Genomic DNA, 21450 nt, shown 5'->3' with positions numbered 1-21450 from the left:
GGACGAGGACTGAGAAATGGGAATCCGCAAGTACAAGCCGACTACGCCGGGCCGTCGTGGCGCCAGCGTCGCCGACTTCGTCGAGGTCACGCGGTCCACGCCGGAGAAGTCGCTGGTCCGCCCGCTGCACAGCAAGGGCGGCCGTAACAACGCCGGTCGTGTGACCGTTCGCCACCAGGGTGGCGGACACAAGCGCGCCTTCCGAGTGATCGACTTCCGTCGTCACGACAAGGACGGCGTGCCGGCGAAGGTCGCGCACATCGAGTACGACCCCAACCGCACCGCGCGCATCGCGCTGCTGCACTACGCGGACGGCGAGAAGCGCTACATCCTCGCCCCGCGCAACCTGCAGCAGGGCGACACCGTGGAGAACGGTCCCGGGGCCGACATCAAGCCGGGCAACAACCTGGCCCTCCGCAACATCCCGGTCGGTACCACGATCCACGCGATCGAGCTCCGTCCCGGCGGTGGCGCCAAGTTCGCCCGTTCCGCGGGTGCCTCGGTGCAGCTGCTCGCCCGTGAGGGCGCCATGGCGACCCTCCGTATGCCGTCCGGCGAGATCCGCATGGTGGACGCGCGCTGCCGCGCCACCGTCGGTGAGGTCGGCAACGCCGAGCAGTCGAACATCAACTGGGGCAAGGCCGGCCGCAAGCGGTGGCTGGGCGTTCGCCCGACCGTCCGTGGTGTCGTCATGAACCCGGTCGACCACCCGCACGGTGGTGGTGAGGGCCGGACGTCCGGTGGTCGTCACCCCGTCTCCCCGTGGGGCAAGAAGGAAGGTCGTACTCGTTCGCCCAAGAAGGCGTCGAACAAGTACATCGTCCGCCGCCGCAAGACGAACAAGAAGCGTTAAGGACTGGTTGAGATGCCTCGTAGCTTGAAGAAGGGGCCCTTCGTCGACGACCACCTGATCAAGAAGGTGGACGCCCAGAACGAAGCCGGCACCAAGAACGTCATCAAGACCTGGTCCCGCCGCTCGATGATCGTCCCGGCCATGCTGGGTCACACCCTCGCGGTGCACAACGGCAAGACCCACATCCCGGTGTTCGTCACCGAGTCGATGGTCGGCCACAAGCTCGGCGAGTTCTCGCCGACCCGCACCTTCCGGGGCCACGTCAAGGACGACCGGAAGTCGAAGCGCCGCTAGTAGCGGATCGCATTCAGACACGTAAGTAACTGAGAGGGACAACCATGGAAGCCAGGGCCCAGGCGCGGTACATCCGCGTTACGCCCATGAAGGCCCGCCGCGTGGTGGACCTTATCCGTGGCATGGATGCCACGGAGGCTCAGGCTGTTCTGCGATTCGCTCCGCAGGCAGCCTCCGTGCCGGTCGGCAAGGTGCTCGACAGCGCCATCGCCAACGCCGCGCACAACTACGACCACACCGACGCCGACAGCCTCTTCATCTCCGAGGCGTACGTCGACGAGGGCCCGACCCTGAAGCGGTTCCGGCCGCGTGCCCAGGGCCGTGCCTACCGGATCCGCAAGCGGACCAGCCACATCACCGTGGTCGTCAGCAGCAAGGAAGGAACCCGGTAATGGGCCAGAAGGTTAACCCGCATGGGTTCCGGCTCGGTGTCACCACGGACTTCAAGTCCCGGTGGTACGCCGACAAGCTGTACAAGGACTACGTCAAGGAAGACGTCGCCATCCGTCGGATGATGACGTCCGGCATGGAGCGCGCCGGCATCTCGAAGGTCGAGATCGAGCGCACCCGTGACCGCGTCCGCGTGGACATCCACACCGCGCGTCCGGGCATCGTCATCGGCCGCCGCGGCGCCGAGGCCGACCGCATCCGCGGTGACCTGGAGAAGCTGACCGGCAAGCAGGTCCAGCTGAACATCCTCGAGGTCAAGAACCCGGAGACGGACGCTCAGCTGGTGGCCCAGGCCGTCGCCGAGCAGCTCTCCTCCCGCGTCTCCTTCCGCCGTGCCATGCGCAAGAGCATGCAGTCGGCGATGAAGGCCGGCGCCAAGGGCATCAAGATCCAGTGCGGTGGCCGCCTCGGCGGCGCCGAGATGTCCCGCTCGGAGTTCTACCGCGAGGGCCGCGTGCCCCTGCACACGCTCCGCGCGAACGTGGACTACGGCTTCTTCGAGGCCAAGACGACCTTCGGCCGCATCGGTGTGAAGGTCTGGATCTACAAGGGCGACGTCAAGAACATCGCCGAGGTCCGCGCCGAGAACGCCGCAGCCCGCGCCGGCAACCGCCCGGCCCGTGGCGGTGGCGCTGGTGACCGCCCGGCCCGTGGTGGCCGTGGTGGCGAGCGGCGCGGTCGCAAGCCGCAGCAGGCTCCCGCTGCCGAGGCCCCCCAGGCCGAGGCCGCTGCCGCTCCGGCTGCTGAGAGCACCGGAACGGAGGCCTGACCGACATGCTGATCCCCCGTAGGGTCAAGCACCGCAAGCAGCATCACCCGAAGCGTCGTGGTGAGGCCAAGGGCGGTACCACGGTCGCGTTCGGCGAGTACGGCATCCAGGCCCTCACGCCGGCGTACGTGACCAACCGCCAGATCGAGGCGGCTCGTATCGCGATGACCCGCCACATCAAGCGTGGCGGCAAGGTCTGGATCAACATCTACCCGGACCGCCCGCTCACGAAGAAGCCTGCCGAGACCCGCATGGGTTCCGGTAAGGGTTCTCCCGAGTGGTGGATCGCGAACGTGCACCCGGGCCGGGTCATGTTCGAGCTGTCCTACCCCAACGAGAAGATCGCCCGTGAGGCCCTGACTCGCGCAGCCCACAAGCTGCCGATGAAGTGCCGGATCGTCAAGCGCGAGGCAGGTGAAGCGTGATGTCGGCCGGTACCAAGGCGTCCGAGCTGCGCGAGCTGGGCAACGAGGAGCTGCTGAACAAGCTCCGCGAGGCCAAGGAAGAGCTGTTCAACCTCCGCTTCCAGGCGGCGACGGGTCAGCTCGAAAACCACGGTCGGCTCAAGGCCGTCCGCAAGGACATCGCGCGGATCTACACCCTGATGCGTGAGCGCGAGCTGGGCATCGAGACGGTGGAGAGCGCCTGATGAGCGAGAGCAACGTGACTGAGAACACTGAGGCGCGCGGCAGCTTCCGCAAGACCCGTGAGGGTCTCGTCGTCAGCGACAAGATGGACAAGACCGTCGTCGTCGCCGTCGAGGACCGCGTCAAGCACGCGCTGTACGGCAAGGTCATCCGCCGTACCAACAAGCTCAAGGCGCACGACGAGCAGAACGCCGCGGGTGTCGGCGACCGTGTCCTCCTCATGGAGACCCGGCCGCTGTCCGCCACGAAGCGGTGGCGCATCGTCGAGATCCTCGAGAAGGCCAAGTAATTCTCCTGCGGGGCATCCCTCGCAGGACAGTTCCGCCAGGCTCCGGGGGCCGTTCTCCTGAACGGCCCCCGGGGAACCGGCAGACACACAGGAGATAGACGTGATCCAGCAGGAGTCGCGACTGCGCGTCGCCGACAACACTGGTGCGAAGGAAATCCTTTGCATCCGTGTGCTCGGTGGCTCCGGTCGCCGCTACGCGGGCATCGGTGACGTCATCGTCGCCACCGTCAAGGACGCGATCCCCGGCGGCAACGTGAAGAAGGGTGACGTCATCAAGGCGGTCATCGTTCGCACCGTCAAGGAGCGCCGCCGTCCGGACGGCTCGTACATCCGCTTCGACGAGAACGCCGCCGTCATTCTCAAGAACGACGGTGACCCTCGCGGCACCCGCATCTTCGGCCCGGTCGGGCGTGAGCTGCGCGAGAAGAAGTTCATGAAGATCATCTCGCTGGCTCCGGAGGTGCTGTAAGCATGAAGATCAAGAAGGGCGACCTGGTCCAGGTCATCACCGGTAAGGACAAGGGCAAGCAGGGCAAGGTCATCGCGGCCTACCCCCGCGAGGACCGTGTCCTGGTCGAGGGTGTCAACCGGGTCAAGAAGCACACCAAGGCCGGTCCGACCGCTCGCGGTTCGCAGGCCGGCGGCATCGTCACGACCGAGGCGCCCGTCCACGTCTCCAACGTCCAGCTGGTCGTTGAGAAGGACGGCAACAAGGTTGTCACGCGTGTCGGTTACCGCTTCGACGACGAAGGCAACAAGATCCGCGTTGCCAAGCGGACGGGTGAGGACATCTGATGGCTACCACCACTGCTCCGCGTCTGAAGCTGAAGTACCGCGAGGAGATCGCGGGCAAGCTGCGTGACGAGTTCAGCTACGAGAACGTCATGCAGATCCCCGGCCTCGTCAAGATCGTGGTCAACATGGGTGTCGGCGACGCCGCCCGTGACTCGAAGCTGATCGAGGGCGCGATCCGCGACCTGACCACCATCACCGGTCAGAAGCCGGCCGTCACCAAGGCCCGCAAGTCCATCGCGCAGTTCAAGCTGCGTGAGGGCCAGCCGATCGGTGCCCACGTCACGCTCCGTGGCGACCGCATGTGGGAGTTCCTGGACCGCACCCTGTCGCTCGCGCTGCCGCGCATCCGCGACTTCCGTGGTCTGTCCCCCAAGCAGTTCGACGGCCGTGGCAACTACACCTTCGGTCTCACGGAGCAGGTCATGTTCCACGAGATCGACCAGGACAAGATCGACCGCACCCGGGGTATGGACATCACCGTGGTGACCACGGCGACCAACGACGCTGAGGGCCGCGCGCTCCTTCGTCACCTCGGCTTCCCGTTCAAGGAGGCGTGAGCGAGATGGCGAAGAAGGCTCTGATTGCCAAGGCTGCTCGCAAGCCGAAGTTCGGTGTGCGTGGCTACACCCGCTGCCAGCGTTGTGGCCGCCCGCACTCCGTGTACCGCAAGTTCGGCCTGTGCCGCGTGTGCCTTCGTGAGATGGCTCACCGTGGCGAGCTGCCGGGCGTGACCAAGAGCTCCTGGTAATCCCCCCTTTAGGGATTCCAGAGGCTCTCGGTAAGCAATGGGCGTGTCAGGTGCCCACCCCTTCATGGCTTAGGCTTGGAGGGTTGGGCGCCTGACAGTCGCCCGTACGACTTACTACGCCGTAGGTCCACCGCGCCGCACCCGCCCCGTCTCGGATCGGGGAGAGGGATGGCGCACCAGGAAACCCCGGCGAGAGAGGCCACAGGCCAATTCATGACCATGACTGATCCGATCGCAGACATGCTGACGCGTCTGCGGAACGCGAACTCGGCGTACCACGACTCCGTGACGATGCCGGCGTCCAAGATCAAGTCTCACATCGCGGAGATCCTCCAGCAGGAGGGCTTCATCACGGGCTGGAAGGTCGAGGACGCCGAGGTCGGCAAGAACCTCGTCCTGGACCTGAAGTTCGGTCCCAACCGTGAGCGCTCCATCGCGGGCATCAAGCGGATCTCCAAGCCCGGTCTCCGGGTGTACGCGAAGTCCACCTCCCTGCCCAAGGTGCTGGGCGGCCTCGGCGTGGCGATCATCTCCACGTCTCACGGGCTCCTCACCGACAAGCAGGCCGGCAAGAAGGGCGTAGGCGGGGAAGTCCTCGCCTACGTCTGGTAGCAGAAGGGAACGGAGGAAACAGCTATGTCGCGTATCGGCAAGCTCCCCATCGCGGTTCCCGCCGGCGTGGACGTCACCATCGACGGTCGCACGGTGAAGGTCAAGGGCCCCAAGGGCGAGCTGACCCACACCATCGTGGCTCCGATCGACATCGCCAAGGGCGAGGACGGCACTCTCGCGGTGACCCGCCCCAACGACGAGCGTCAGAGCAAGGCCTTGCACGGCCTGTCCCGCACGCTGGTGGCGAACATGATCACCGGCGTGACCCAGGGTTACGTGAAGAAGCTCGAAATCAGCGGCGTCGGTTACCGCGTGACCGCCAAGGGTGCGAACCTCGAGTTCGCGCTCGGTTACAGCCACCCGATCGTGGTCGAGGCCCCCGAGGGCATCTCCTTCAAGGTGGAGAACCCGACCCGCTTCCAGGTCGAGGGCATCGACAAGCAGAAGGTCGGCGAGGTTGCGGCCAACATCCGCAAGCTGCGCAAGCCTGACCCGTACAAGGCCAAGGGCGTCAAGTACGAGGGCGAAGTCATCCGCCGCAAGGTCGGAAAGGCGGGTAAGTAAGCCATGGCATACGGACAGAAGATCCTCAAGGGCGACGCCTACAAGCGCGCCGCGATCAAGCGCCGTCACATCCGGATCCGTAAGAACATTTCCGGTACGGCGGAGCGTCCCCGTCTGGTGGTTACCCGCTCGAACCGCCACATCGTGGCCCAGGTGATCGACGACATCAAGGGTCACACCCTGGCGTCGGCGTCCACGCTGGACACCTCGGTCCGTGGTGGCGAGGGTGACAAGTCCGCGCAGGCCAAGCAGGTCGGCGCCCTGGTCGCCGAGCGTGCCAAGGCCGCCGGTGTCGAGGCCGTGGTGTTCGACCGTGGTGGTAACCAGTACGCCGGGCGTATCGCCGCCCTGGCGGACGCCGCCCGCGAGGCCGGGCTCAAGTTCTGAGCCGCTTGTAGCTAGCGGAAAGAGAGAGGTAATCCAATGGCTGGACCCCAGCGCCGCGGTGGCGGTGCCGGTGGCGGCGAGCGGCGGGACCGGAAGGGCCGTGACGGCGGCGCTGCTGCCGCCGAGAAGACCGCGTACGTTGAGCGCGTTGTCGCGATCAACCGCGTCGCCAAGGTTGTGAAGGGTGGTCGTCGCTTCAGCTTCACCGCGCTGGTCGTGGTGGGCGACGGTGACGGCACCGTGGGTGTCGGTTACGGCAAGGCCAAGGAGGTGCCGGCCGCCATCGCCAAGGGTGTTGAGGAGGCCAAGAAGCACTTCTTCAAGGTCCCCCGTATCCAGGGCACCATCCCGCACCCCATCCAGGGTGAGAAGGCTGCCGGCGTCGTCCTGCTCAAGCCCGCGTCCCCCGGTACCGGTGTTATCGCCGGTGGCCCGGTGCGTGCCGTGCTCGAGTGCGCCGGCGTTCACGACATCCTGTCGAAGTCCCTGGGCTCCGACAACGCGATCAACATCGTGCACGCGACCGTGGCGGCCCTCAAGGGCCTGCAGCGTCCCGAGGAGATCGCGGCCCGCCGCGGTCTGCCCCTCGAGGACGTCGCTCCCGCGGCTCTGCTGCGTGCGCGTGCCGGGGCGGGTGCGTAATCATGGCGCAGCTCAAGATTACGCAGGTCAAGTCCTACATCGGCAGCAAGCAGAACCACCGTGACACCCTGCGTTCCCTTGGTCTCAAGGGCATCAACACGCAGGTCGTCAAGGAGGACCGCCCCGAGTTCCGCGGCATGGTGCACACCGTCCGCCACCTCGTGACGGTCGAGGAGGTCGACTGATCATGGCGGAGAACAACCCGCTCAAGATCCACAACCTCCGTCCCGCCCCGGGCGCCAAGACCGCCAAGACCCGTGTGGGTCGTGGTGAGGCGTCGAAGGGCAAGACGGCTGGTCGTGGTACCAAGGGTACGAAGGCCCGTTACCAGGTGCCGGAGCGCTTCGAGGGTGGCCAGATGCCCCTCCACATGCGTCTTCCGAAGCTGAAGGGCTTCAAGAACCCGTTCAAGACCGAGTTCCAGGTCGTGAACCTCGACAAGCTGGCGGCGCTGTACCCGGAGGGTGGCGAGGTCACCGTCGAGGGGCTCGTCGCCAAGGGTGCCGTTCGCAAGAACAGCCTCGTCAAGGTGCTCGGCCAGGGTGAGGTCTCCGTGGCGCTCCAGGTGACGGTCGACGCCGTCTCCGGCTCCGCCAAGGAGAAGATCACCGCCGCCGGCGGCACCGTCACCGAGCTCGTCTGAGCCCGGTGACCGTCTGACCCAGGTCAGCGGAGACGGCCGGGGACGGCCCTCGCAAGAGGGCGTCCCCGGCCGTTCTCATGCCACGGGTTGTCGATCAGCCGTTCGACCCGGACGGTTGTGGCATGCCCGTGCGAGCGGTAAGCGGTTTTTATACGCACGTGTTCGAGACATTGCCCTGGAAGAGCCATGCGGATCGGTGTCCCGTAAGGACCTCGATATGGGTAGGCTGGGCCGCTGGTATCCAGCGCCGTCTTGGCGTGCCGTAATCTCGTTCCACAGGCCATCAAACCCTTAGTCATCCACCTCACGCGCGCACACGCGGGGGTCGCAGGAGGCACCGTGCTCACCGCGTTCGCCCGGGCGTTCAGGACGCCCGACCTGCGCAAGAAACTGCTCTTCACGCTGGCCATCATCGTGGTCTACCGGGTCGGTACCCACATCCCGATCCCCGGCGTCAACTACAAAGCCGTTCAGACGTGTGTGAACGAGGCCTCCGGCAACCAGGGCCTGTTCGGTCTCGTCAACATGTTCAGCGGTGGCGCGCTGCTCCAGATCACGATCTTCGCGCTCGGCATCATGCCGTACATCACCGCCAGCATCATCCTTCAGCTGCTGACCGTGGTCATCCCGCGTCTGGAAGCCCTGAAGAAGGAGGGCCAGGCGGGCACGACGAAGATCACCCAGTACACCCGCTACCTGACGGTGGCGCTCGCCATCCTGCAGGGCACCGGCCTGGTGGCCACCGCCCGCAGCGGCGCGCTCTTCTCCGGCTGCACCGTCGCCTCCAGCATCGTTCCGGACCAGGCGATCTTCACCACCATCACGATGGTGATCTGCATGACCTCCGGTACGGCCGTCGTCATGTGGCTCGGTGAACTGATCACCGACCGCGGCATCGGCAACGGCATGTCGATCCTGATGTTCATCTCGATCGCCGCGACCTTCCCGTCCGCGCTGTGGGCCATCAAGAAGCAGGGCACGCTGGCCGGCGGCTGGATCGAGTTCGGCACCGTCATCGCGGTCGGCCTGGTCATGGTCGCCCTGGTGGTCTTCGTCGAGCAGGCCCAGCGCCGGGTCCCGGTCCAGTACGCGAAGCGCATGATCGGCCGCCGGTCCTACGGCGGTACGTCGACGTACATCCCGCTCAAGGTGAACCAGGCCGGTGTGATCCCGGTCATCTTCGCCTCGTCGCTGCTGTACATCCCGGCACTCGTGGCGCAGTTCGCCGGCGGCAACTCGGGCTGGAAACAGTGGATCAGCACGAACCTCACCAAGGGTGACCACCCGATCTACATCACCCTGTACTTCCTGCTGATCGTCTTCTTCGCGTTCTTCTACGTCGCTATCTCCTTCAACCCCGAGGAAGTAGCCGACAACATGAAGAAGTATGGTGGCTTCATCCCGGGTATCCGGGCTGGCCGACCGACCGCTGAGTACCTGTCGTACGTGCTCAACCGGATCACCTGGCCGGGTTCGCTGTATCTGGGGCTGATCGCTCTCGTACCGACGATGGCGTTGGTTGGCTTTGGGGCAAGCCAGAACTTCCCGTTCGGTGGCACCAGCATCCTCATCATCGTGGGTGTGGGCCTCGAAACGGTGAAGCAGATCGAGAGCCAGCTTCAGCAGCGCAATTACGAAGGGTTCCTCCGCTGATGCGAATCGTCCTCGTCGGGCCGCCCGGTGCCGGTAAGGGAACGCAAGCCGTTCGCCTCGCCGAGAAGCTGAAGATCCCGCACGTCTCCACGGGCGACCTGTTCCGGGCCAACATCAGCCAGCAGACGGACCTCGGGAAGCTCGCGAAGTCCTACATGGACGCCGGTAACCTCGTCCCGGACGAGGTCACCATCGCCATGGCCAAGGACCGCATGGAGCAGCCGGACGCGACCGGCGGTTTCCTGCTGGACGGGTTCCCGCGGAACGTCTCGCAGGCCCAGTCTCTCGACGAGCTGCTGAAGAACGAGAGCATCAAGCTCGACGCGGTACTGGACCTGGAGGTCCCGGAGGACGAGGTCGTCAAGCGGATCGCGGGTCGCCGCATCTGCCGCAAGGACAACGGCCACGTCTTCCACGTGACGTACAGCCCGCCGAAGACCGAAGGTGTCTGCGACATCTGCGGCGGCGAGCTCTACCAGCGTGACGACGACTCCGAGGACACCGTCCGTACGCGGCTGGAGGTCTACCACACGCAGACCGAGCCCATCATCGACTACTACAAGTCGCAGGGCCTGGTCCGTACGATCTCCTCGCTGGGCCCCGTGGAGGAGATCACGCAGCGGGCGCTGGAAGCGCTCGGACGGGACGAGGACGACAAGAAGTAGTTCTGCGGCGGTTCCGGCCGCGGTGCCCCCTCGGGTGCCGCGGCCGTACTGTTGTACAGATATCCGGTTGACGTTGACGTGAGTGACGGAGAGCGCAGGCCACCCATGGTGCAGATCAAGACCCCCGAGCAGATCGCCAAGATGCGGGCGGCGGGCCTGGTCGTAGCGGCCATCCACGCGGCCACCCGCGAGGCGGCGGTCCCCGGTTCCAGCACCAAGGACCTGGACGAGGTCGCCCGCAAGGTGCTCGCCGAGCACGGCGCCAAGTCGAACTTCCTCGGGTACGGCGGCTTCCCGGCCACCATCTGCACGTCCGTCAACGACGTGGTCGTCCACGGCATCCCCGCGGAGGACGTCGTTCTCAAGGACGGCGACATCATCTCCATCGACTGCGGTGCGATCGTCGACGGCTGGCACGGTGACGCGGCCTACACGGCCTTCGTGGGCTCCGGCCACGCTCCGGAGCTGATCGAGCTCTCCCGGGTGACCGAGGAGTCGATGTGGGCCGGCATCGCGGCGATGAAGCAGGGCAACCGGCTGGTGGACGTGTCCCGGGCCGTCGAGACGTACATCCGCCGCCAGCCGAAGCCGGGCGGCGGCCGGTACGGGATCATCGAGGACTACGGCGGCCACGGCATCGGCACCGAGATGCACATGGACCCGCACCTGCTGAACTACGTCGACCGGCGCCGGGGCAAGGGTCCGAAGCTGGTCCCCGGGTTCTGCCTGGCCATCGAGCCGATGGTGTCGCTGGGCACGCCGCGGACCGAGGTGCTGGAGGACGACTGGACGGTCATCACGACCGACGGGACGTGGTCCTCGCACTGGGAGCACAGCGTGGCACTGACCGAGGAGGGTCCGCTGGTGCTGACGTCTCCCGACGGGGGCAGGGCGAAGCTCGCCGAGCACGGGATCGCGGCCGCGCCGGATCCGCTGGGCTGAGCATTTCCTCGGCACCGGGGGCCGTCAGGGTCGCTCGCGCGGTTCCCCGCACCCCTGACGGGGTGCTCCACATGAGCGTGCTTAATGATCTGCTCCGCGGGGCAGTCTCTCTCGATTCGTCTTTCCGGGTGCACTGACGTAGACTGACTCGTCGGCTCTCGTGCACCCGCATGCCCGCATGCGCCCGAAAGGGAAAGTGCGAGGGTCGATCAAGGTAGTCGATTCGAAGGGCGAAGCGTGGCCAAGAAGCAAGGTGCCATCGAGATCGAGGGCACTGTCGTCGAGTCTCTTCCGAACGCGATGTTCAAGGTCGAGCTCCAGAACGGCCACCAGGTCCTGGCACACATCAGCGGCAAGATGCGTATGCACTACATCCGCATCCTCCCTGACGACCGGGTCGTGGTGGAGCTGTCTCCGTACGACCTGACGCGTGGCCGGATCGTCTACCGATACAAGTAGATCTTGCCCAGGTCCCGTGTGAGCGGGGCTGCCGGCAACTGACCCGGAGAACCTCAATCCCATGAAGGTCAAGCCGAGCGTCAAGAAGATCTGCGACAAGTGCAGGGTGATCCGCCGTCACGGTCGGGTCATGGTCATTTGCGAGAACCCGCGCCACAAGCAGCGCCAGGGCTGACGCACGACCGATCCCTCTGCATTCATCGCAGAGTTTCGCGCGACGCAAGCTGAATTTGTTCATACGCAGGGCCCGAGCCGACACGGCTCGACACCCCCGGCTCGGAGGCCGGGGACCCAGGCCGTACCTACTCTTCGACACAGAAGAGGCCGGCGGCCGGGATCCGGTCCTGCGGAAGACCTCCGATGATCACCAGGAGCCATTGAAGTGGCACGCGTTTCCGGTGTTGACATCCCGCGCGAAAAGCGCGTGGAAGTCGCCCTCACCTACGTGTTCGGCATCGGCCGCACGCTCTCCCAGCTGACGCTGGCCGAGACCGGCATCGACCCGAACACCCGCGTCCGTGACCTGACCGAAGAGCAGCTGGTCGCGATTCGTGAGTACGTCGACAACAACATCAAGACCGAGGGTGACCTCCGTCGCGAGATCCAGGCCGACATCCGCCGCAAGGTCGAGATCGGCTGCTACCAGGGTCTGCGTCACCGCCGCGGCCTGCCCGTCCGCGGTCAGCGCACCAGCACCAACGCCCGCACCCGCAAGGGCCCGCGTCGCGCCATCGCCGGCAAGAAGAAGCCGGGCAAGAAGTAGTCCTCAGCGGACAACGCTTCATCAGCGGTCTTCGCTGTAGGACCGACCACCTCCCCGTAGGAGTTACTAGATGCCCCCCAAGGGTCGTCAGGGCGCTGCCAAGAAGGTGCGCCGCAAGGAAAAGAAGAACGTCGCTCACGGCCACGCGCACATCAAGAGCACGTTCAACAACACGATCGTCTCCATCACGGACCCGTCCGGCAACGTGATCTCCTGGGCCTCCGCCGGCCACGTCGGCTTCAAGGGCTCCCGGAAGTCCACGCCGTTCGCCGCGCAGATGGCCGCCGAGTCGGCTGCCCGCCGCGCCCAGGAGCACGGCATGCGCAAGGTCGACGTGTTCGTGAAGGGCCCGGGTTCCGGTCGTGAGACCGCGATCCGCTCCCTGCAGGCCACGGGTCTCGAGGTCGGCTCCATCCAGGACGTCACCCCGACCCCGCACAACGGCTGCCGTCCGCCGAAGCGCCGCCGCGTCTGACGCGACGCCTTCGGGCCTGAGGTCTCCGGGCGGTACGGCTCCGTGAAAGGGCCGTACCGCCCGTACCCTTGCAGTACCAGCAGGGCGTCAAATAGCGGGCGCCCGCGACTGAAGGATCCACACCATGCTGATCGCTCAGCGACCCTCGTTGACCGAAGAGGTCGTCGACGAGTTCCGCTCCCGGTTCGTGATCGAGCCGCTGGAGCCGGGCTTCGGCTACACCCTCGGCAACTCCCTGCGCCGCACCCTCCTGTCGTCGATCCCCGGCGCTGCCGTCACCAGCATCCGTATCGACGGTGTCCTGCACGAGTTCACCACCGTGCCGGGCGTCAAGGAGGACGTCACCGACCTGATCCTCAACATCAAGCAGCTGGTCGTCTCCTCGGAGCACGACGAGCCGGTCGTGATGTACCTGCGCAAGCAGGGCCCGGGTCTGGTCACCGCCGCCGACATCGCGCCCCCGGCCGGTGTCGAGGTGCACAACCCCGACCTGGTCCTCGCCACGCTCAACGGCAAGGGCAAGCTGGAGATGGAGCTGACGGTCGAGCGTGGCCGCGGTTACGTCTCGGCCGTGCAGAACAAGCAGGTGGGCCAGGAGATCGGCCGTATCCCGGTCGACTCCATCTACTCGCCGGTGCTCAAGGTCACCTACAAGGTCGAGGCGACCCGTGTCGAGCAGCGCACCGACTTCGACAAGCTGATCGTCGACGTCGAGACGAAGCAGGCCATGCGGCCGCGTGACGCGATGGCGTCGGCCGGCAAGACCCTGGTCGAGCTGTTCGGTCTCGCCCGCGAGCTGAACATCGACGCCGAGGGCATCGACATGGGCCCCTCGCCCACGGACGCCGCCCTCGCCGCCGACCTGGCGCTGCCGATCGAGGAGCTGGAGCTCACGGTCCGCTCCTACAACTGCCTCAAGCGTGAGGGCATCCACTCCGTGGGTGAGCTCGTCGCCCGCTCCGAGGCCGACCTCCTGGACATCCGCAACTTCGGTGCGAAGTCCATCGACGAGGTCAAGGCGAAGCTGGCCGGCATGGGCCTGGCCCTCAAGGACAGCCCGCCCGGATTCGACCCCACGGCCGCTGCCGACGCCTTCGGCGCCGACGACGACGCGGACGCGGGTTTCGTGGAGACCGAGCAGTACTGATCGGTCGTATGCCGGTGGGCATCCGCTCACCGGGTTCCTGACCCCGGTACCTGACACGGCCGGGGCAGACACACAGGAGAAGAACCATGCCGAAGCCCACCAAGGGTGCCCGTCTGGGCGGCAGTGCCGCGCACGAGAAGCTGCTCCTCGCGAACCTCGCGAAGTCGCTGTTCGAGCACGGCCGTATCACCACCACCGAGGCGAAGGCCCGCCGTCTGCGGCCGTACGCCGAGCGTCTGGTCACCAAGGCGAAGAAGGGCGACCTTCACAACCGCCGCCAGGTGCTCCAGGTCATCACGGACAAGAGCATCGTGCACACGCTCTTCACCGAGATCGGCCCGCGGTACGAGAACCGTCCGGGTGGCTACACCCGTATCACCAAGATCGGTAACCGTCGTGGCGACAACGCGCCCATGGCTGTCATCGAGCTGGTCGAGGCGCTGACGGTCGCGCAGCAGGCGACGGGCGAGGCCGAGGCCGCCACCAAGCGTTCCGCCAAGGACGCCGAGGTCAAGGCCGAGGAGACCAAGGTCGAGGAGACCGAGGTCGTCGAGGACGCCAAGTCCGACGAGACCGAGGAGTCGAAGGAGGCGTAAGGCCGTCCTTCGGCTGCCGGTCCGTTGCGGCTGGTCGCGCAGTTCCCCGCGCCCCTCTGGGGCGCACTGGTGGGCCCGTTCCTTTCGGGGGGCGGGCCCGCTGCTGTGTTCCTGAGAGGATTCTTCCGTGAGTGACGAAGTTCAGCCCGGCCATGTCCGTGTCCGCCTCGACCTGTCCTACGACGGGACCCAGTTCCACGGGTGGGCCAAGCAGGCCGGCGGGAAGCGGACCGTGCAGGGGGAGATCGAGGACGCGCTGCGGACCGTGACTCGTTCGGGGGAGACGACCTACGAGCTGACCGTCGCCGGGCGCACCGATGCCGGGGTGCACGCCCGCGGCCAGGTGGCGCACGTCGATCTGCCCGGAGAACTGTGGGCGGAGCAGCGGGAGAAGCTGCTCAAGCGGCTGGCCGGACGTCTGTCCAAGGACGTACGGGTGTGGTCGCTCACGGAGGCGCCCAGCGGTTTCAACGCCCGGTTCTCCGCGGTCTGGCGCCGGTACGCGTACCGGGTCACCGACCACCCGGGCGGAGTGGACCCGCTGCTGCGCAACCACGTCCTGTGGCACGACTGGCCGCTGGACGTCGACGCCATGAACGAGGCGGCCGGCCGGCTGCTGGGGGAGCACGACTTCGCCGCCTACTGCAAGCGCAGGGAGGGGGCCACCACCATCCGGACGCTCCAGGAGCTGAGCCTTCGGCGGGACAGCGAGGGGATCATCACGGCCACCGTGCGGGCCGACGCCTTCTGCCACAACATGGTGCGGTCGCTGATCGGAGCGCTGCTCTTCGTGGGGGACGGCCACCGCGGGCCGGAGTGGCCGGGGAAGGTACTGGCCGCGGGGGTCAGGGACTCGGCCGTCCACGTCGTACGACCGCACGGGCTGACCCTGGAGGAGGTCGGCTATCCGGCGGACGAACTGCTGGCGGCGCGGAACAAGGAAGCGCGGAACCGGCGATTCCTGCCCGGAACCGCCGGTTGTGAAACATGTTAAATGCGTGCGTCCTTCAAGGAAATATTGGATGACAAGCAGACCTTTCGGACGTAAGGCTCCACAAACCCCTTACGTCGTTCACACTCCTTAGATATATTCACGAATCTGACCCCTTTGTTCGAAGGGGTTTTTTGGGGTGGGGATGTATCGGGCCGGAGGCCCGGAGGGTGGGAATGTCATCCATTGACTCTGCCCGCATGTCCGAAGCGGTCGGTGCCGGGGGGCGCCGGTCCGCTCGGCACGGAGGAAGGCGCGGCGCCGACCAGGCGTCGATGGGGCTGTTGCCCGCGCCGCCCTCGCATGCGGAGAAGTATGCGTACGTCAAACGGCGGCTGTGGGTGCTGACGATCGCCTCGATCGTCAGCTTCGGATGCCTGACGGTCAGTCAGGTGTCGCTGGCGAAGGCCAGTCCGCTGATGTGGATCTTCGCGCCACCGCTGTTCTTCACGGTCGTCTACTACCTGATCTCGCTGCGGGTGAACGGCTTCACCCGGGGCTTCGACTTCGTGTACCACCAGAAACTGGTGCGCGAGTGGCGGCCCGCGGACTACCCCAGCGTCGACGTCTTCCTGCCGGTGTGCGGGGAGCCGATCGAGGTGCTGCACAACACCTGGACCCATGTGCGGCAGCTGGCCGACCGGTACCCCGGGGTGTGCGTACCCTTCGTCCTCGACGACGGCGCGAGCCCCGAACTGGCGGCCATGGCCCGGGACTTCGGCTTCCGCTACGGCACCCGGGAGAACCGTGGCTGGTTCAAGAAGGCGGGCAACCTGCACTTCGGGTTCGGGCAGTCGGACGGCAAGTACGTCCTCATCCTGGACGCCGACTTCACCCCGCGCTCCGACCTCCTGGAGGAGCTGCTGCCGTACCTGGAGGCGGACGACCGCATCGGGATCGTGCAGTCCCCGCAGTACTTCCGGGTCCTCGACTCGCAGAACTGGATCGAGCGCGGGGCCGGGGCGGTGCAGGAGCTGTTCTACCGGTCCGTGCAGGTGTCACGGCAGAACAGCGACGGGGCCATCTGCGTCGGCTCGTGCGCGATCTACCGGCGGGCGGCGCTGGACACCAACGGCGGTACGACGCTGATCGAGCACTCCGAGGACGTGCACACCGGGTTCGACCTGCGCGGGCTCGGCTGGGACCTCAAGTACGTGCCGGTCGCGCTCTCCACGGGCGTGTGCCCGGACGCGGCCGGCGCCTTCTTCAACCAGCAGTACCGCTGGTGCTCGGGCTCCATGTCACTGCTTGCGAGCAAGAAGTTCTGGGACGCGAAGATACGTTTCTCCAGCCGTCTCTGCTATCTGTCCGGCTTCTTCTACTACATCCACACGGCGCTGTTCACCTTCATCGCGCCCCTCGTGCCCATCATGCTGCTGGTGGCCAGCCCCGAGATGCTTCAGGTCCGGCATCTGGTCTGGGTGCTGCCCAGCATCGTCTACACGACTCTGATCTTCCCGATGTGGCACCGGTCGCCGTACCGGCTGGAGGCCTGGTCGGCCCGCATGATGTACGGCTGGGCACATGTCTTCGCGATCTGGGACATCCTGCGCAAGCAGCGGATGGGCTGGCAGCCGACCGGTTCCAAGAACGCGAAGAAGAACAAGACCCGCCGGTTCTGGCTGGGCCTGTGGATCTGGAGCGGCGGCACCGCCGTGGTCTGGGTCGGCGCCGCCGTGTACCGGCTGTTCACCGGCTACCCGCCGGACTTCGCCCTCGTCCTGTCTTCCGGGCTGTTCTACGCGCTCGTCGTCGCGCGTGCGCTGATCCAGCCGAAGGAGCACCATATGGCCGGTGAGCCCGCGTGATCCGCAAGACCCTCCTCCCGCTGTGTGTGGCGTTGATGTCCCTGGCGGGTGCCGCCGGCTGCGGTGTGCTCGGCGGCAGCGACGACCCCGCCGCCCAGGCCGCCCGCGAACCCGCCGGCAGCTCCTCCGCGGGGGCCGCCGGCGCCCGCCCGCGCTATGACGTGACACCCCTGCTGCACCCGCGGAAGGAGTACTTCGGGGTCGCCCTGAACGGCGCGCCCAGCTCCGTCGAGCCGGTCGACGCCTTCGCGAAGACCGTCGGCAAGAAACCGAACCTGGTCGGCTCCTATTCGTCGTGGGGCGACGGCTTCAACGCGAAGGGTGCCCAGAACGTCTTCGGCGACGGCGCTCTGCTGTACGTGTCGTGGGAGCCGTACAAGCCCGGCCTCGACAAGATCGCCGACGGTTCGCAGGACGCGTACATCAAGAAGTACGCGGCCAGTGTCCGCGAGACGAACGTGCCCGTCGCGATCAGTTTCGGCCACGAGATGAACGGCCACTGGTACCCGTGGGGCACCAAGGACACCACGCCCGAGACCTTCGTGAAGGCGTGGCGGCACGTCCACGACGTCTTCCAGGACGTGGGCGCCACCAACGTGATCTGGGTGTGGAGTCCGAACGTGGTCAACCCGGTGCCGTCGGTGAAGCTGAAGCCGTACTGGCCCGGCGACGCCTACGTCGACTGGGTCGGCATCGTCGGCTACTGGACGGCGACCGGCGCCCACACCTTCGACACGCTGTACGGCCCGACCCGGCGCCAGGTCTCCGAGTTCACCGACAAGCCCGTGCTGATCAGTGAGACCTCCTCGGAGCCCGGGGAGCGGCGGCGGGCCGACGTACGTGCGCTGCTCGGGGGCGTCGAGGCGGACGACGACGTCATCGGCTTCCTGTGGTTCAACATCCCCAAACGGGCCGACTGGCGCATCCAGAGCAGCCCGCTGGCCCTCGCCGAGTTCAAGCGGCTGATCGCTGACGACGCGTTCGGATTCGAGGTTCCCCGGTCATGACCACGCGGCAACAGGATCCCTCCGGCGCCGGCCGGGCGGGTCCGGGCGGACAGGACTGGCAGCAGCAGTATCCGCCGTACTACGGCGAACAGCATCAAGGACAGGTGCCGCAGCAGGCCTACGGCGGTCAGAACCCCGGAAGCCAGGCCTACGGTGGTCCCGGTTACGGGGGTCAGCAGCAGGACGTGCACGGCGGGCGGCAGCCGTACGCGCGGCCGCCCTACCCGGAGGAGGACTCCGGGGCCGAGTACGCCGAGTACTACGTCCCGCACTACACGGTCCTCGAGTCCGAGCCGGAACCCGGCCCCGAGCCCGATCCGGGATATGTGCTGCCCGAGGTCCCGGTGTCGGCGTGGTCGGTCGACAACAGCCGGTCGGCCTGGATCAGCCGGGGTGTCCTGGTACTGATCCTGCTGGTGCAGGTGGGGCTGTCGTACCGGCTGGACGGCAGCGCCTTCGCCCAGGAGGCGAAGTTCCTCACGGCCGACGGCCGGCTGTCGGGTCCGATCGCCGGGCTGGGCCTCGCCGGGGCCCGGACGCTGAGCCTGGCCTGGGCGCTCGGCGCGACGGCGTTGCTGTTCGGCGCGACCCGGCTGCTGTTCAACGTGCGGGCCGGGCTCGCGGCCGCCGCCGTGTACTCCGTCCTGGAGTCGACCGCCTTCACCGGCCGGTACGCCTCCCTGCACTCCCTGTCGCTGTTCCTGCTCGCCGCGGCCCTGTGGCTGCTGGCCAGGACCCGCCAGTCGAACCCCGCAGCGGTGCTGGTGGCGGTGCCCTTCGCGGCGCTGGCCCCGTTCGCCGCGTACTCGGCGGCGCTGTACCTGCCGACGCTGACCCTGCTCGCCGTGCTGACCGCCTACCGCTTCCGGGGGGCCGGCGCCTTCGCCCGGGGCGGGCTCTTCGCGGCGGCCACCGGTGCCCTGTGCTTCCTGGGCGTCCAGGTGGCCGGCATGCCGAGCGGCTGGAACGCCCACGCCACCGAAAGCGGGCGGCACCTGCTGGAGGAGAGCGCCAAGTGGGGCGGGGTGGTGCTGTTCGTCGCGGTCATCGGGGCCGTGGGCTTCGCCCGCCGTGCCCGGATGGGTGAGATGCCCTGGGCGGAGGGCTCCGCGCCCGGCGCGGTCCGGCGTTCCGCACTGGGCCTGACGATGTGTGCCACCGCCCTGCTCGCCCCGCTCTACCAGGCCTGGCTGGGCAACGGCAGTTCGCTGCACATCCACATCGGCTTCGGTCTGCTCTTCGCGGTGCCGATGGCGGGCCTGGGCATCTCCCGGATGATGGGGGCCCACTTCCGGTATCCGCAGATCGGCATCATGGTCTACGTCGCCGCGCTGGTCATCGGCATGGCGCAGACCCGCGACCTGTACCGGCCGCCGGACTCGGCGGCCATGATCGGCGCCCTGCGCGGGGTCGTGAACGACAAGGGCAGCTATCTGTCCGACGATCCGGAGATCTCCGCGTACTACCTGCACGCCCGCACCGACCCGGGGCAGTGGCACCAGGCGGGGCGGGGGACCGCCCTGGCCGCCGAGGTGAAGAAGGGCTACGACGCCATCGCGCTGCGGACCGCCTCCGTGCCCGCCGTGCTGCGCGGCAACGACGACTACCGGCTCGTGGCAGTGGTTCCGTCCGCCGGCGGGGACCACGGGCAGCAGCCCTACCGGATCTGGGTGAAGCGATGACGGCGTACACACCACCGGTTGACGAGAGGGCCGTCCCGGAATCCGCGGAGGGCACCCGGACCGGGCGCCGCCGGTCCGCCGACGCCGCCGGGCGGGGCTCCGCGTGGCTGGTCCTCCTGCTGCCCTCGCTGGTCGCCGCCGCCTGTGTGCTCCCGGGCCTCGGGGGGCGCCAGCTGTGGCGGGACGAGCACGCCACCTGGTGGGCGTCCACGCTGTCCTGGCACGACCTCGGGCGGCTGATCGACCACATCGACGTGGTCTTCACGCCGTACTACGCGGCCATGCACCTGTGGATCGCCGTCGCCGGGGACTCACCGGCGATGCTGCGGCTGCCGGGGGCCCTCGCCATGGCGGTCTCGGCCGGGCTGGTCGGGCTGCTGGGGCGCCGGATGTTCGCGGTGCGCACCGGGCTGCTGGCGGGGCTGCTGTTCGCGGTGGTCCCGGCGATCACCCGGTACGGGCAGGAGGCCCGGCCCTACGCGTTCGCGACCATGTTCGCGCTGCTGGCCACGCTGCTGCTGCTGCGCGCGCTGGACAAGCCGAGCCTGCTGGGCTGGACGCTGTACGGCCTCGCGATCGCGGGCACCGGTTTCAGCCACCTGGTGGCGATGTCGGTGCTCGCCGGGCACCTGTGGCTGGTCTGGCTGGCCCGGCGGCGGGGCGACCGCATCGCGCACTACGCCTTCACGGCCGCCGCCCTGCTGGGTCTGTCCATCACGTTCCCGATGGTGGCGCAGGGCACCGGGCAGAGCGGCCAGATCGCCTGGAACGTCACCACGGCCGACGATCTGATCCAGTTCCCCGGCACCCTGTTCGGGTCGTGGGTCACCGGCGGGACGGTGATGGCCCTCGGCGTGCTCGGTCTGCTGGCGGCCGGGCGGTACTCGGTGCTGCTCGCCGCCTGGGCCGTGCTGCCACCGGTCCTCACCTTCGTCACCGCCAACCAGCTGCACCTCTTCCTGCCGCGGTATCTGCTGTTCACCATCCCGGCCTGGACGCTGCTGGCCGCCGCCGCGCTCACCCGTCTCACCGGGCGGCTCGACCCGCAGGCCCGCCGGGGCACCGGGATCAAGGTGCTGAGCGGGGTGCTGGTCACGGCCGCGGCGGCCGGGTACGTGCTCGCGGCGTGGCCCGCCATCGGCGACGCCAAGAAGGACCTGGCCGCCGAGCCGGACTACCGGGGCGCGGCGAACACGATCGTGGCCGGCGAGCGGTCCGGCGACGGCATGGTCTTCAACGGGGTGCTGTCGGAGCGCAGGGCCATGGCGTACGAGCTGCGGGACCGCCAGGCCCCGAAGGACGTGCTCATGGAGTGGACTCCGCAGCAGAACGGCTCGTACGGCGCGACCGAGTGCGACCGCCCGGCCCGCTGCCTGAAGGGCGTCGACCGGTTGTGGCTGGTCTCCACCGTCGCGGACGGACGTCCCCCGCTCACCGGCAAGGACGCGAAGACGGCCGCGGTGCTCGGCAAGGAGTTCAAGGCCACGCGCACGGTCCGGCTGAACCATGTCGTCGTCCAGGTCCTGGAACGCAAGTAGCCGCTCGCCCGGAGGAAGGAAGGAGGCCGCC

Annotated in this window: 31 protein-coding genes; all 31 read left to right on the top strand. The window is 67.5% G+C overall.

Annotated elements, in window-relative coordinates:
- Positions 1-16 precede the first annotated feature (16 nt).
- The 31 genes from rplB to ACFXI4_RS11085 all read left to right on the top strand — a co-directional run bounded on the left by rplB (position 17) and on the right by ACFXI4_RS11085 (position 21419).
- Positions 17-853, top strand: a complete 837-nt coding sequence (gene rplB / locus ACFXI4_RS11235; protein ID WP_189268841.1) for a 50S ribosomal protein L2 — start codon at positions 17-19, stop codon at positions 851-853.
- Positions 854-865: 12 nt separating this feature from the next.
- Entirely contained in the window at positions 866-1147 is a 282-nt protein-coding gene (gene rpsS, locus ACFXI4_RS11230) for a 30S ribosomal protein S19 (RefSeq protein ID WP_003992359.1), read from the top strand.
- 44 nt (positions 1148-1191) lie between these two features.
- A complete protein-coding gene (gene rplV, locus ACFXI4_RS11225) occupies positions 1192-1539 on the top strand; it encodes a 50S ribosomal protein L22 (protein WP_003974262.1) in 348 nt (115 codons plus the stop codon).
- The gene (gene rpsC, locus ACFXI4_RS11220) at positions 1539-2366 is read left to right on the top strand and encodes a 30S ribosomal protein S3 (RefSeq protein ID WP_093499641.1); all 828 of its coding nucleotides are present in this window, start codon (positions 1539-1541) and stop codon (positions 2364-2366) included. Before rplV ends, rpsC begins: the two co-directional genes overlap by 1 nt.
- Positions 2367-2371: 5 nt before the next feature.
- Positions 2372-2791 carry a 50S ribosomal protein L16 gene (gene rplP / locus ACFXI4_RS11215; protein WP_030788270.1) on the top strand — a complete coding sequence of 140 codons (420 nt, stop codon included), beginning with the start codon at positions 2372-2374 and terminating at the stop codon, positions 2789-2791.
- Positions 2791-3015: a 50S ribosomal protein L29 gene (rpmC, locus tag ACFXI4_RS11210; protein ID WP_010036720.1), complete on the top strand. Its 225-nt coding sequence runs from the start codon at positions 2791-2793 to the stop codon at positions 3013-3015. Before rplP ends, rpmC begins: the two co-directional genes overlap by 1 nt.
- Entirely contained in the window at positions 3015-3302 is a 288-nt protein-coding gene (gene rpsQ / locus ACFXI4_RS11205) for a 30S ribosomal protein S17 (protein ID WP_362714473.1), read from the top strand. Before rpmC ends, rpsQ begins: the two co-directional genes overlap by 1 nt.
- A gap of 100 nt (positions 3303-3402) precedes the next feature.
- Positions 3403-3771 carry a 50S ribosomal protein L14 gene (rplN, locus tag ACFXI4_RS11200; protein ID WP_003992364.1) on the top strand — a complete coding sequence of 123 codons (369 nt, stop codon included), beginning with the start codon at positions 3403-3405 and terminating at the stop codon, positions 3769-3771.
- A gap of 2 nt (positions 3772-3773) precedes the next feature.
- On the top strand, positions 3774-4097 hold the full coding sequence (rplX, locus tag ACFXI4_RS11195; protein ID WP_030967306.1) for a 50S ribosomal protein L24: 324 nt from the start codon (positions 3774-3776) through the stop codon (positions 4095-4097).
- Positions 4097-4654 carry a 50S ribosomal protein L5 gene (gene rplE / locus ACFXI4_RS11190; protein WP_362714475.1) on the top strand — a complete coding sequence of 186 codons (558 nt, stop codon included), beginning with the start codon at positions 4097-4099 and terminating at the stop codon, positions 4652-4654. Before rplX ends, rplE begins: the two co-directional genes overlap by 1 nt.
- Before the next feature lie 5 nt (positions 4655-4659).
- Complete coding sequence (locus ACFXI4_RS11185) at positions 4660-4845, top strand: type Z 30S ribosomal protein S14 (RefSeq protein WP_003948630.1); 186 nt, start codon at positions 4660-4662, stop codon at positions 4843-4845.
- Between the two features lie 213 nt (positions 4846-5058).
- Complete coding sequence (gene rpsH, locus ACFXI4_RS11180) at positions 5059-5457, top strand: 30S ribosomal protein S8 (protein ID WP_089099428.1); 399 nt, start codon at positions 5059-5061, stop codon at positions 5455-5457.
- Between the two features lie 24 nt (positions 5458-5481).
- A complete protein-coding gene (gene rplF / locus ACFXI4_RS11175) occupies positions 5482-6021 on the top strand; it encodes a 50S ribosomal protein L6 (RefSeq protein WP_362714477.1) in 540 nt (179 codons plus the stop codon).
- Positions 6022-6024: 3 nt separating this feature from the next.
- Positions 6025-6408: a 50S ribosomal protein L18 gene (gene rplR / locus ACFXI4_RS11170; RefSeq protein WP_089099426.1), complete on the top strand. Its 384-nt coding sequence runs from the start codon at positions 6025-6027 to the stop codon at positions 6406-6408.
- A gap of 36 nt (positions 6409-6444) precedes the next feature.
- Positions 6445-7050, top strand: a complete 606-nt coding sequence (gene rpsE, locus ACFXI4_RS11165; protein ID WP_016645168.1) for a 30S ribosomal protein S5 — start codon at positions 6445-6447, stop codon at positions 7048-7050.
- Between the two features lie 2 nt (positions 7051-7052).
- Positions 7053-7235, top strand: a complete 183-nt coding sequence (rpmD, locus tag ACFXI4_RS11160; RefSeq protein WP_003974250.1) for a 50S ribosomal protein L30 — start codon at positions 7053-7055, stop codon at positions 7233-7235.
- Positions 7236-7237: 2 nt separating this feature from the next.
- Entirely contained in the window at positions 7238-7693 is a 456-nt protein-coding gene (gene rplO / locus ACFXI4_RS11155; RefSeq protein ID WP_007443991.1) for a 50S ribosomal protein L15, read from the top strand.
- A gap of 339 nt (positions 7694-8032) precedes the next feature.
- Positions 8033-9346 (top strand): preprotein translocase subunit SecY, encoded by a 1314-nt coding sequence (gene secY, locus ACFXI4_RS11150; protein ID WP_384989493.1) that lies wholly within the window; start codon positions 8033-8035, stop codon positions 9344-9346.
- Positions 9346-10011, top strand: a complete 666-nt coding sequence (locus tag ACFXI4_RS11145) for an adenylate kinase (protein WP_384989492.1) — start codon at positions 9346-9348, stop codon at positions 10009-10011. Before secY ends, ACFXI4_RS11145 begins: the two co-directional genes overlap by 1 nt.
- A gap of 105 nt (positions 10012-10116) precedes the next feature.
- A complete protein-coding gene (gene map / locus ACFXI4_RS11140; RefSeq protein ID WP_384989490.1) occupies positions 10117-10953 on the top strand; it encodes a type I methionyl aminopeptidase in 837 nt (278 codons plus the stop codon).
- 237 nt (positions 10954-11190) lie between these two features.
- Positions 11191-11412: a translation initiation factor IF-1 gene (gene infA / locus ACFXI4_RS11135; protein WP_003948620.1), complete on the top strand. Its 222-nt coding sequence runs from the start codon at positions 11191-11193 to the stop codon at positions 11410-11412.
- A 61-nt stretch (positions 11413-11473) separates the two neighbouring features.
- Positions 11474-11587: a 50S ribosomal protein L36 gene (gene rpmJ / locus ACFXI4_RS11130; RefSeq protein ID WP_003998809.1), complete on the top strand. Its 114-nt coding sequence runs from the start codon at positions 11474-11476 to the stop codon at positions 11585-11587.
- Between the two features lie 207 nt (positions 11588-11794).
- Positions 11795-12175: a 30S ribosomal protein S13 gene (rpsM, locus tag ACFXI4_RS11125; protein ID WP_020941684.1), complete on the top strand. Its 381-nt coding sequence runs from the start codon at positions 11795-11797 to the stop codon at positions 12173-12175.
- 70 nt (positions 12176-12245) lie between these two features.
- On the top strand, positions 12246-12650 hold the full coding sequence (gene rpsK, locus ACFXI4_RS11120; protein ID WP_003956432.1) for a 30S ribosomal protein S11: 405 nt from the start codon (positions 12246-12248) through the stop codon (positions 12648-12650).
- A gap of 124 nt (positions 12651-12774) precedes the next feature.
- Positions 12775-13797, top strand: coding sequence for a DNA-directed RNA polymerase subunit alpha (locus tag ACFXI4_RS11115; protein WP_003966937.1), 1023 nt, complete (start codon positions 12775-12777; stop codon positions 13795-13797).
- An 86-nt stretch (positions 13798-13883) separates the two neighbouring features.
- The gene (gene rplQ / locus ACFXI4_RS11110; protein ID WP_384989487.1) at positions 13884-14393 is read left to right on the top strand and encodes a 50S ribosomal protein L17; all 510 of its coding nucleotides are present in this window, start codon (positions 13884-13886) and stop codon (positions 14391-14393) included.
- A 127-nt stretch (positions 14394-14520) separates the two neighbouring features.
- Positions 14521-15387 (top strand): tRNA pseudouridine(38-40) synthase TruA, encoded by an 867-nt coding sequence (gene truA / locus ACFXI4_RS11105; protein WP_362726681.1) that lies wholly within the window; start codon positions 14521-14523, stop codon positions 15385-15387.
- 272 nt (positions 15388-15659) lie between these two features.
- Positions 15660-17192 carry a glycosyltransferase family 2 protein gene (locus tag ACFXI4_RS11100; RefSeq protein WP_384989485.1) on the top strand — a complete coding sequence of 511 codons (1533 nt, stop codon included), beginning with the start codon at positions 15660-15662 and terminating at the stop codon, positions 17190-17192.
- Positions 17189-18199, top strand: a complete 1011-nt coding sequence (locus tag ACFXI4_RS11095; RefSeq protein ID WP_384989483.1) for a glycoside hydrolase family 26 protein — start codon at positions 17189-17191, stop codon at positions 18197-18199. Before ACFXI4_RS11100 ends, ACFXI4_RS11095 begins: the two co-directional genes overlap by 4 nt.
- Complete coding sequence (locus tag ACFXI4_RS11090; protein ID WP_384989481.1) at positions 18196-19881, top strand: hypothetical protein; 1686 nt, start codon at positions 18196-18198, stop codon at positions 19879-19881. Before ACFXI4_RS11095 ends, ACFXI4_RS11090 begins: the two co-directional genes overlap by 4 nt.
- Positions 19878-21419: a glycosyltransferase family 39 protein gene (locus tag ACFXI4_RS11085; protein ID WP_384989479.1), complete on the top strand. Its 1542-nt coding sequence runs from the start codon at positions 19878-19880 to the stop codon at positions 21417-21419. Before ACFXI4_RS11090 ends, ACFXI4_RS11085 begins: the two co-directional genes overlap by 4 nt.
- Positions 21420-21450 lie beyond the last annotated feature (31 nt).

It is taken from the genome of Streptomyces sp. NPDC059224 (assembly GCF_042754285.1).
Taxonomy (GTDB): domain Bacteria; phylum Actinomycetota; class Actinomycetes; order Streptomycetales; family Streptomycetaceae; genus Streptomyces.
This window is presented reverse-complemented; position numbering and strand designations above follow the sequence as displayed.

Bases quoted from the DNA above. Each gene is read 5' to 3' on its own strand.
- rplF (WP_362714477.1), top strand. From the start codon at position 5,482: ATGTCGCGTATCGGCAAGCTCCCCATCGCGGTTCCCGCCGGCGTGGAC.
- rplB (WP_189268841.1), top strand. From the start codon at position 17: ATGGGAATCCGCAAGTACAAGCCGACTACGCCGGGCCGTCGTGGCGCC.
- ACFXI4_RS11090 (WP_384989481.1), top strand. From the start codon at position 18,196: ATGACCACGCGGCAACAGGATCCCTCCGGCGCCGGCCGGGCGGGTCCG.
- rpmC (WP_010036720.1), top strand. From the start codon at position 2,791: ATGTCGGCCGGTACCAAGGCGTCCGAGCTGCGCGAGCTGGGCAACGAG.
- ACFXI4_RS11185 (WP_003948630.1), top strand. From the start codon at position 4,660: ATGGCGAAGAAGGCTCTGATTGCCAAGGCTGCTCGCAAGCCGAAGTTC.
- ACFXI4_RS11145 (WP_384989492.1), top strand. From the start codon at position 9,346: ATGCGAATCGTCCTCGTCGGGCCGCCCGGTGCCGGTAAGGGAACGCAA.
- rplQ (WP_384989487.1), top strand. From the start codon at position 13,884: ATGCCGAAGCCCACCAAGGGTGCCCGTCTGGGCGGCAGTGCCGCGCAC.
- ACFXI4_RS11085 (WP_384989479.1), top strand. From the start codon at position 19,878: ATGACGGCGTACACACCACCGGTTGACGAGAGGGCCGTCCCGGAATCC.
- rplR (WP_089099426.1), top strand. From the start codon at position 6,025: ATGGCATACGGACAGAAGATCCTCAAGGGCGACGCCTACAAGCGCGCC.
- rplO (WP_007443991.1), top strand. From the start codon at position 7,238: ATGGCGGAGAACAACCCGCTCAAGATCCACAACCTCCGTCCCGCCCCG.
- rpsH (WP_089099428.1), top strand. From the start codon at position 5,059: ATGACCATGACTGATCCGATCGCAGACATGCTGACGCGTCTGCGGAAC.
- rpmJ (WP_003998809.1), top strand. From the start codon at position 11,474: ATGAAGGTCAAGCCGAGCGTCAAGAAGATCTGCGACAAGTGCAGGGTG.
- rplE (WP_362714475.1), top strand. From the start codon at position 4,097: ATGGCTACCACCACTGCTCCGCGTCTGAAGCTGAAGTACCGCGAGGAG.
- rpsS (WP_003992359.1), top strand. From the start codon at position 866: ATGCCTCGTAGCTTGAAGAAGGGGCCCTTCGTCGACGACCACCTGATC.
- rpsK (WP_003956432.1), top strand. From the start codon at position 12,246: ATGCCCCCCAAGGGTCGTCAGGGCGCTGCCAAGAAGGTGCGCCGCAAG.
- rpsQ (WP_362714473.1), top strand. From the start codon at position 3,015: ATGAGCGAGAGCAACGTGACTGAGAACACTGAGGCGCGCGGCAGCTTC.
- rpmD (WP_003974250.1), top strand. From the start codon at position 7,053: ATGGCGCAGCTCAAGATTACGCAGGTCAAGTCCTACATCGGCAGCAAG.
- ACFXI4_RS11100 (WP_384989485.1), top strand. From the start codon at position 15,660: ATGGGGCTGTTGCCCGCGCCGCCCTCGCATGCGGAGAAGTATGCGTAC.
- ACFXI4_RS11115 (WP_003966937.1), top strand. From the start codon at position 12,775: ATGCTGATCGCTCAGCGACCCTCGTTGACCGAAGAGGTCGTCGACGAG.
- rpsE (WP_016645168.1), top strand. From the start codon at position 6,445: ATGGCTGGACCCCAGCGCCGCGGTGGCGGTGCCGGTGGCGGCGAGCGG.
- rplV (WP_003974262.1), top strand. From the start codon at position 1,192: ATGGAAGCCAGGGCCCAGGCGCGGTACATCCGCGTTACGCCCATGAAG.
- map (WP_384989490.1), top strand. From the start codon at position 10,117: ATGGTGCAGATCAAGACCCCCGAGCAGATCGCCAAGATGCGGGCGGCG.
- rplP (WP_030788270.1), top strand. From the start codon at position 2,372: ATGCTGATCCCCCGTAGGGTCAAGCACCGCAAGCAGCATCACCCGAAG.
- rplX (WP_030967306.1), top strand. From the start codon at position 3,774: ATGAAGATCAAGAAGGGCGACCTGGTCCAGGTCATCACCGGTAAGGAC.
- rpsC (WP_093499641.1), top strand. From the start codon at position 1,539: ATGGGCCAGAAGGTTAACCCGCATGGGTTCCGGCTCGGTGTCACCACG.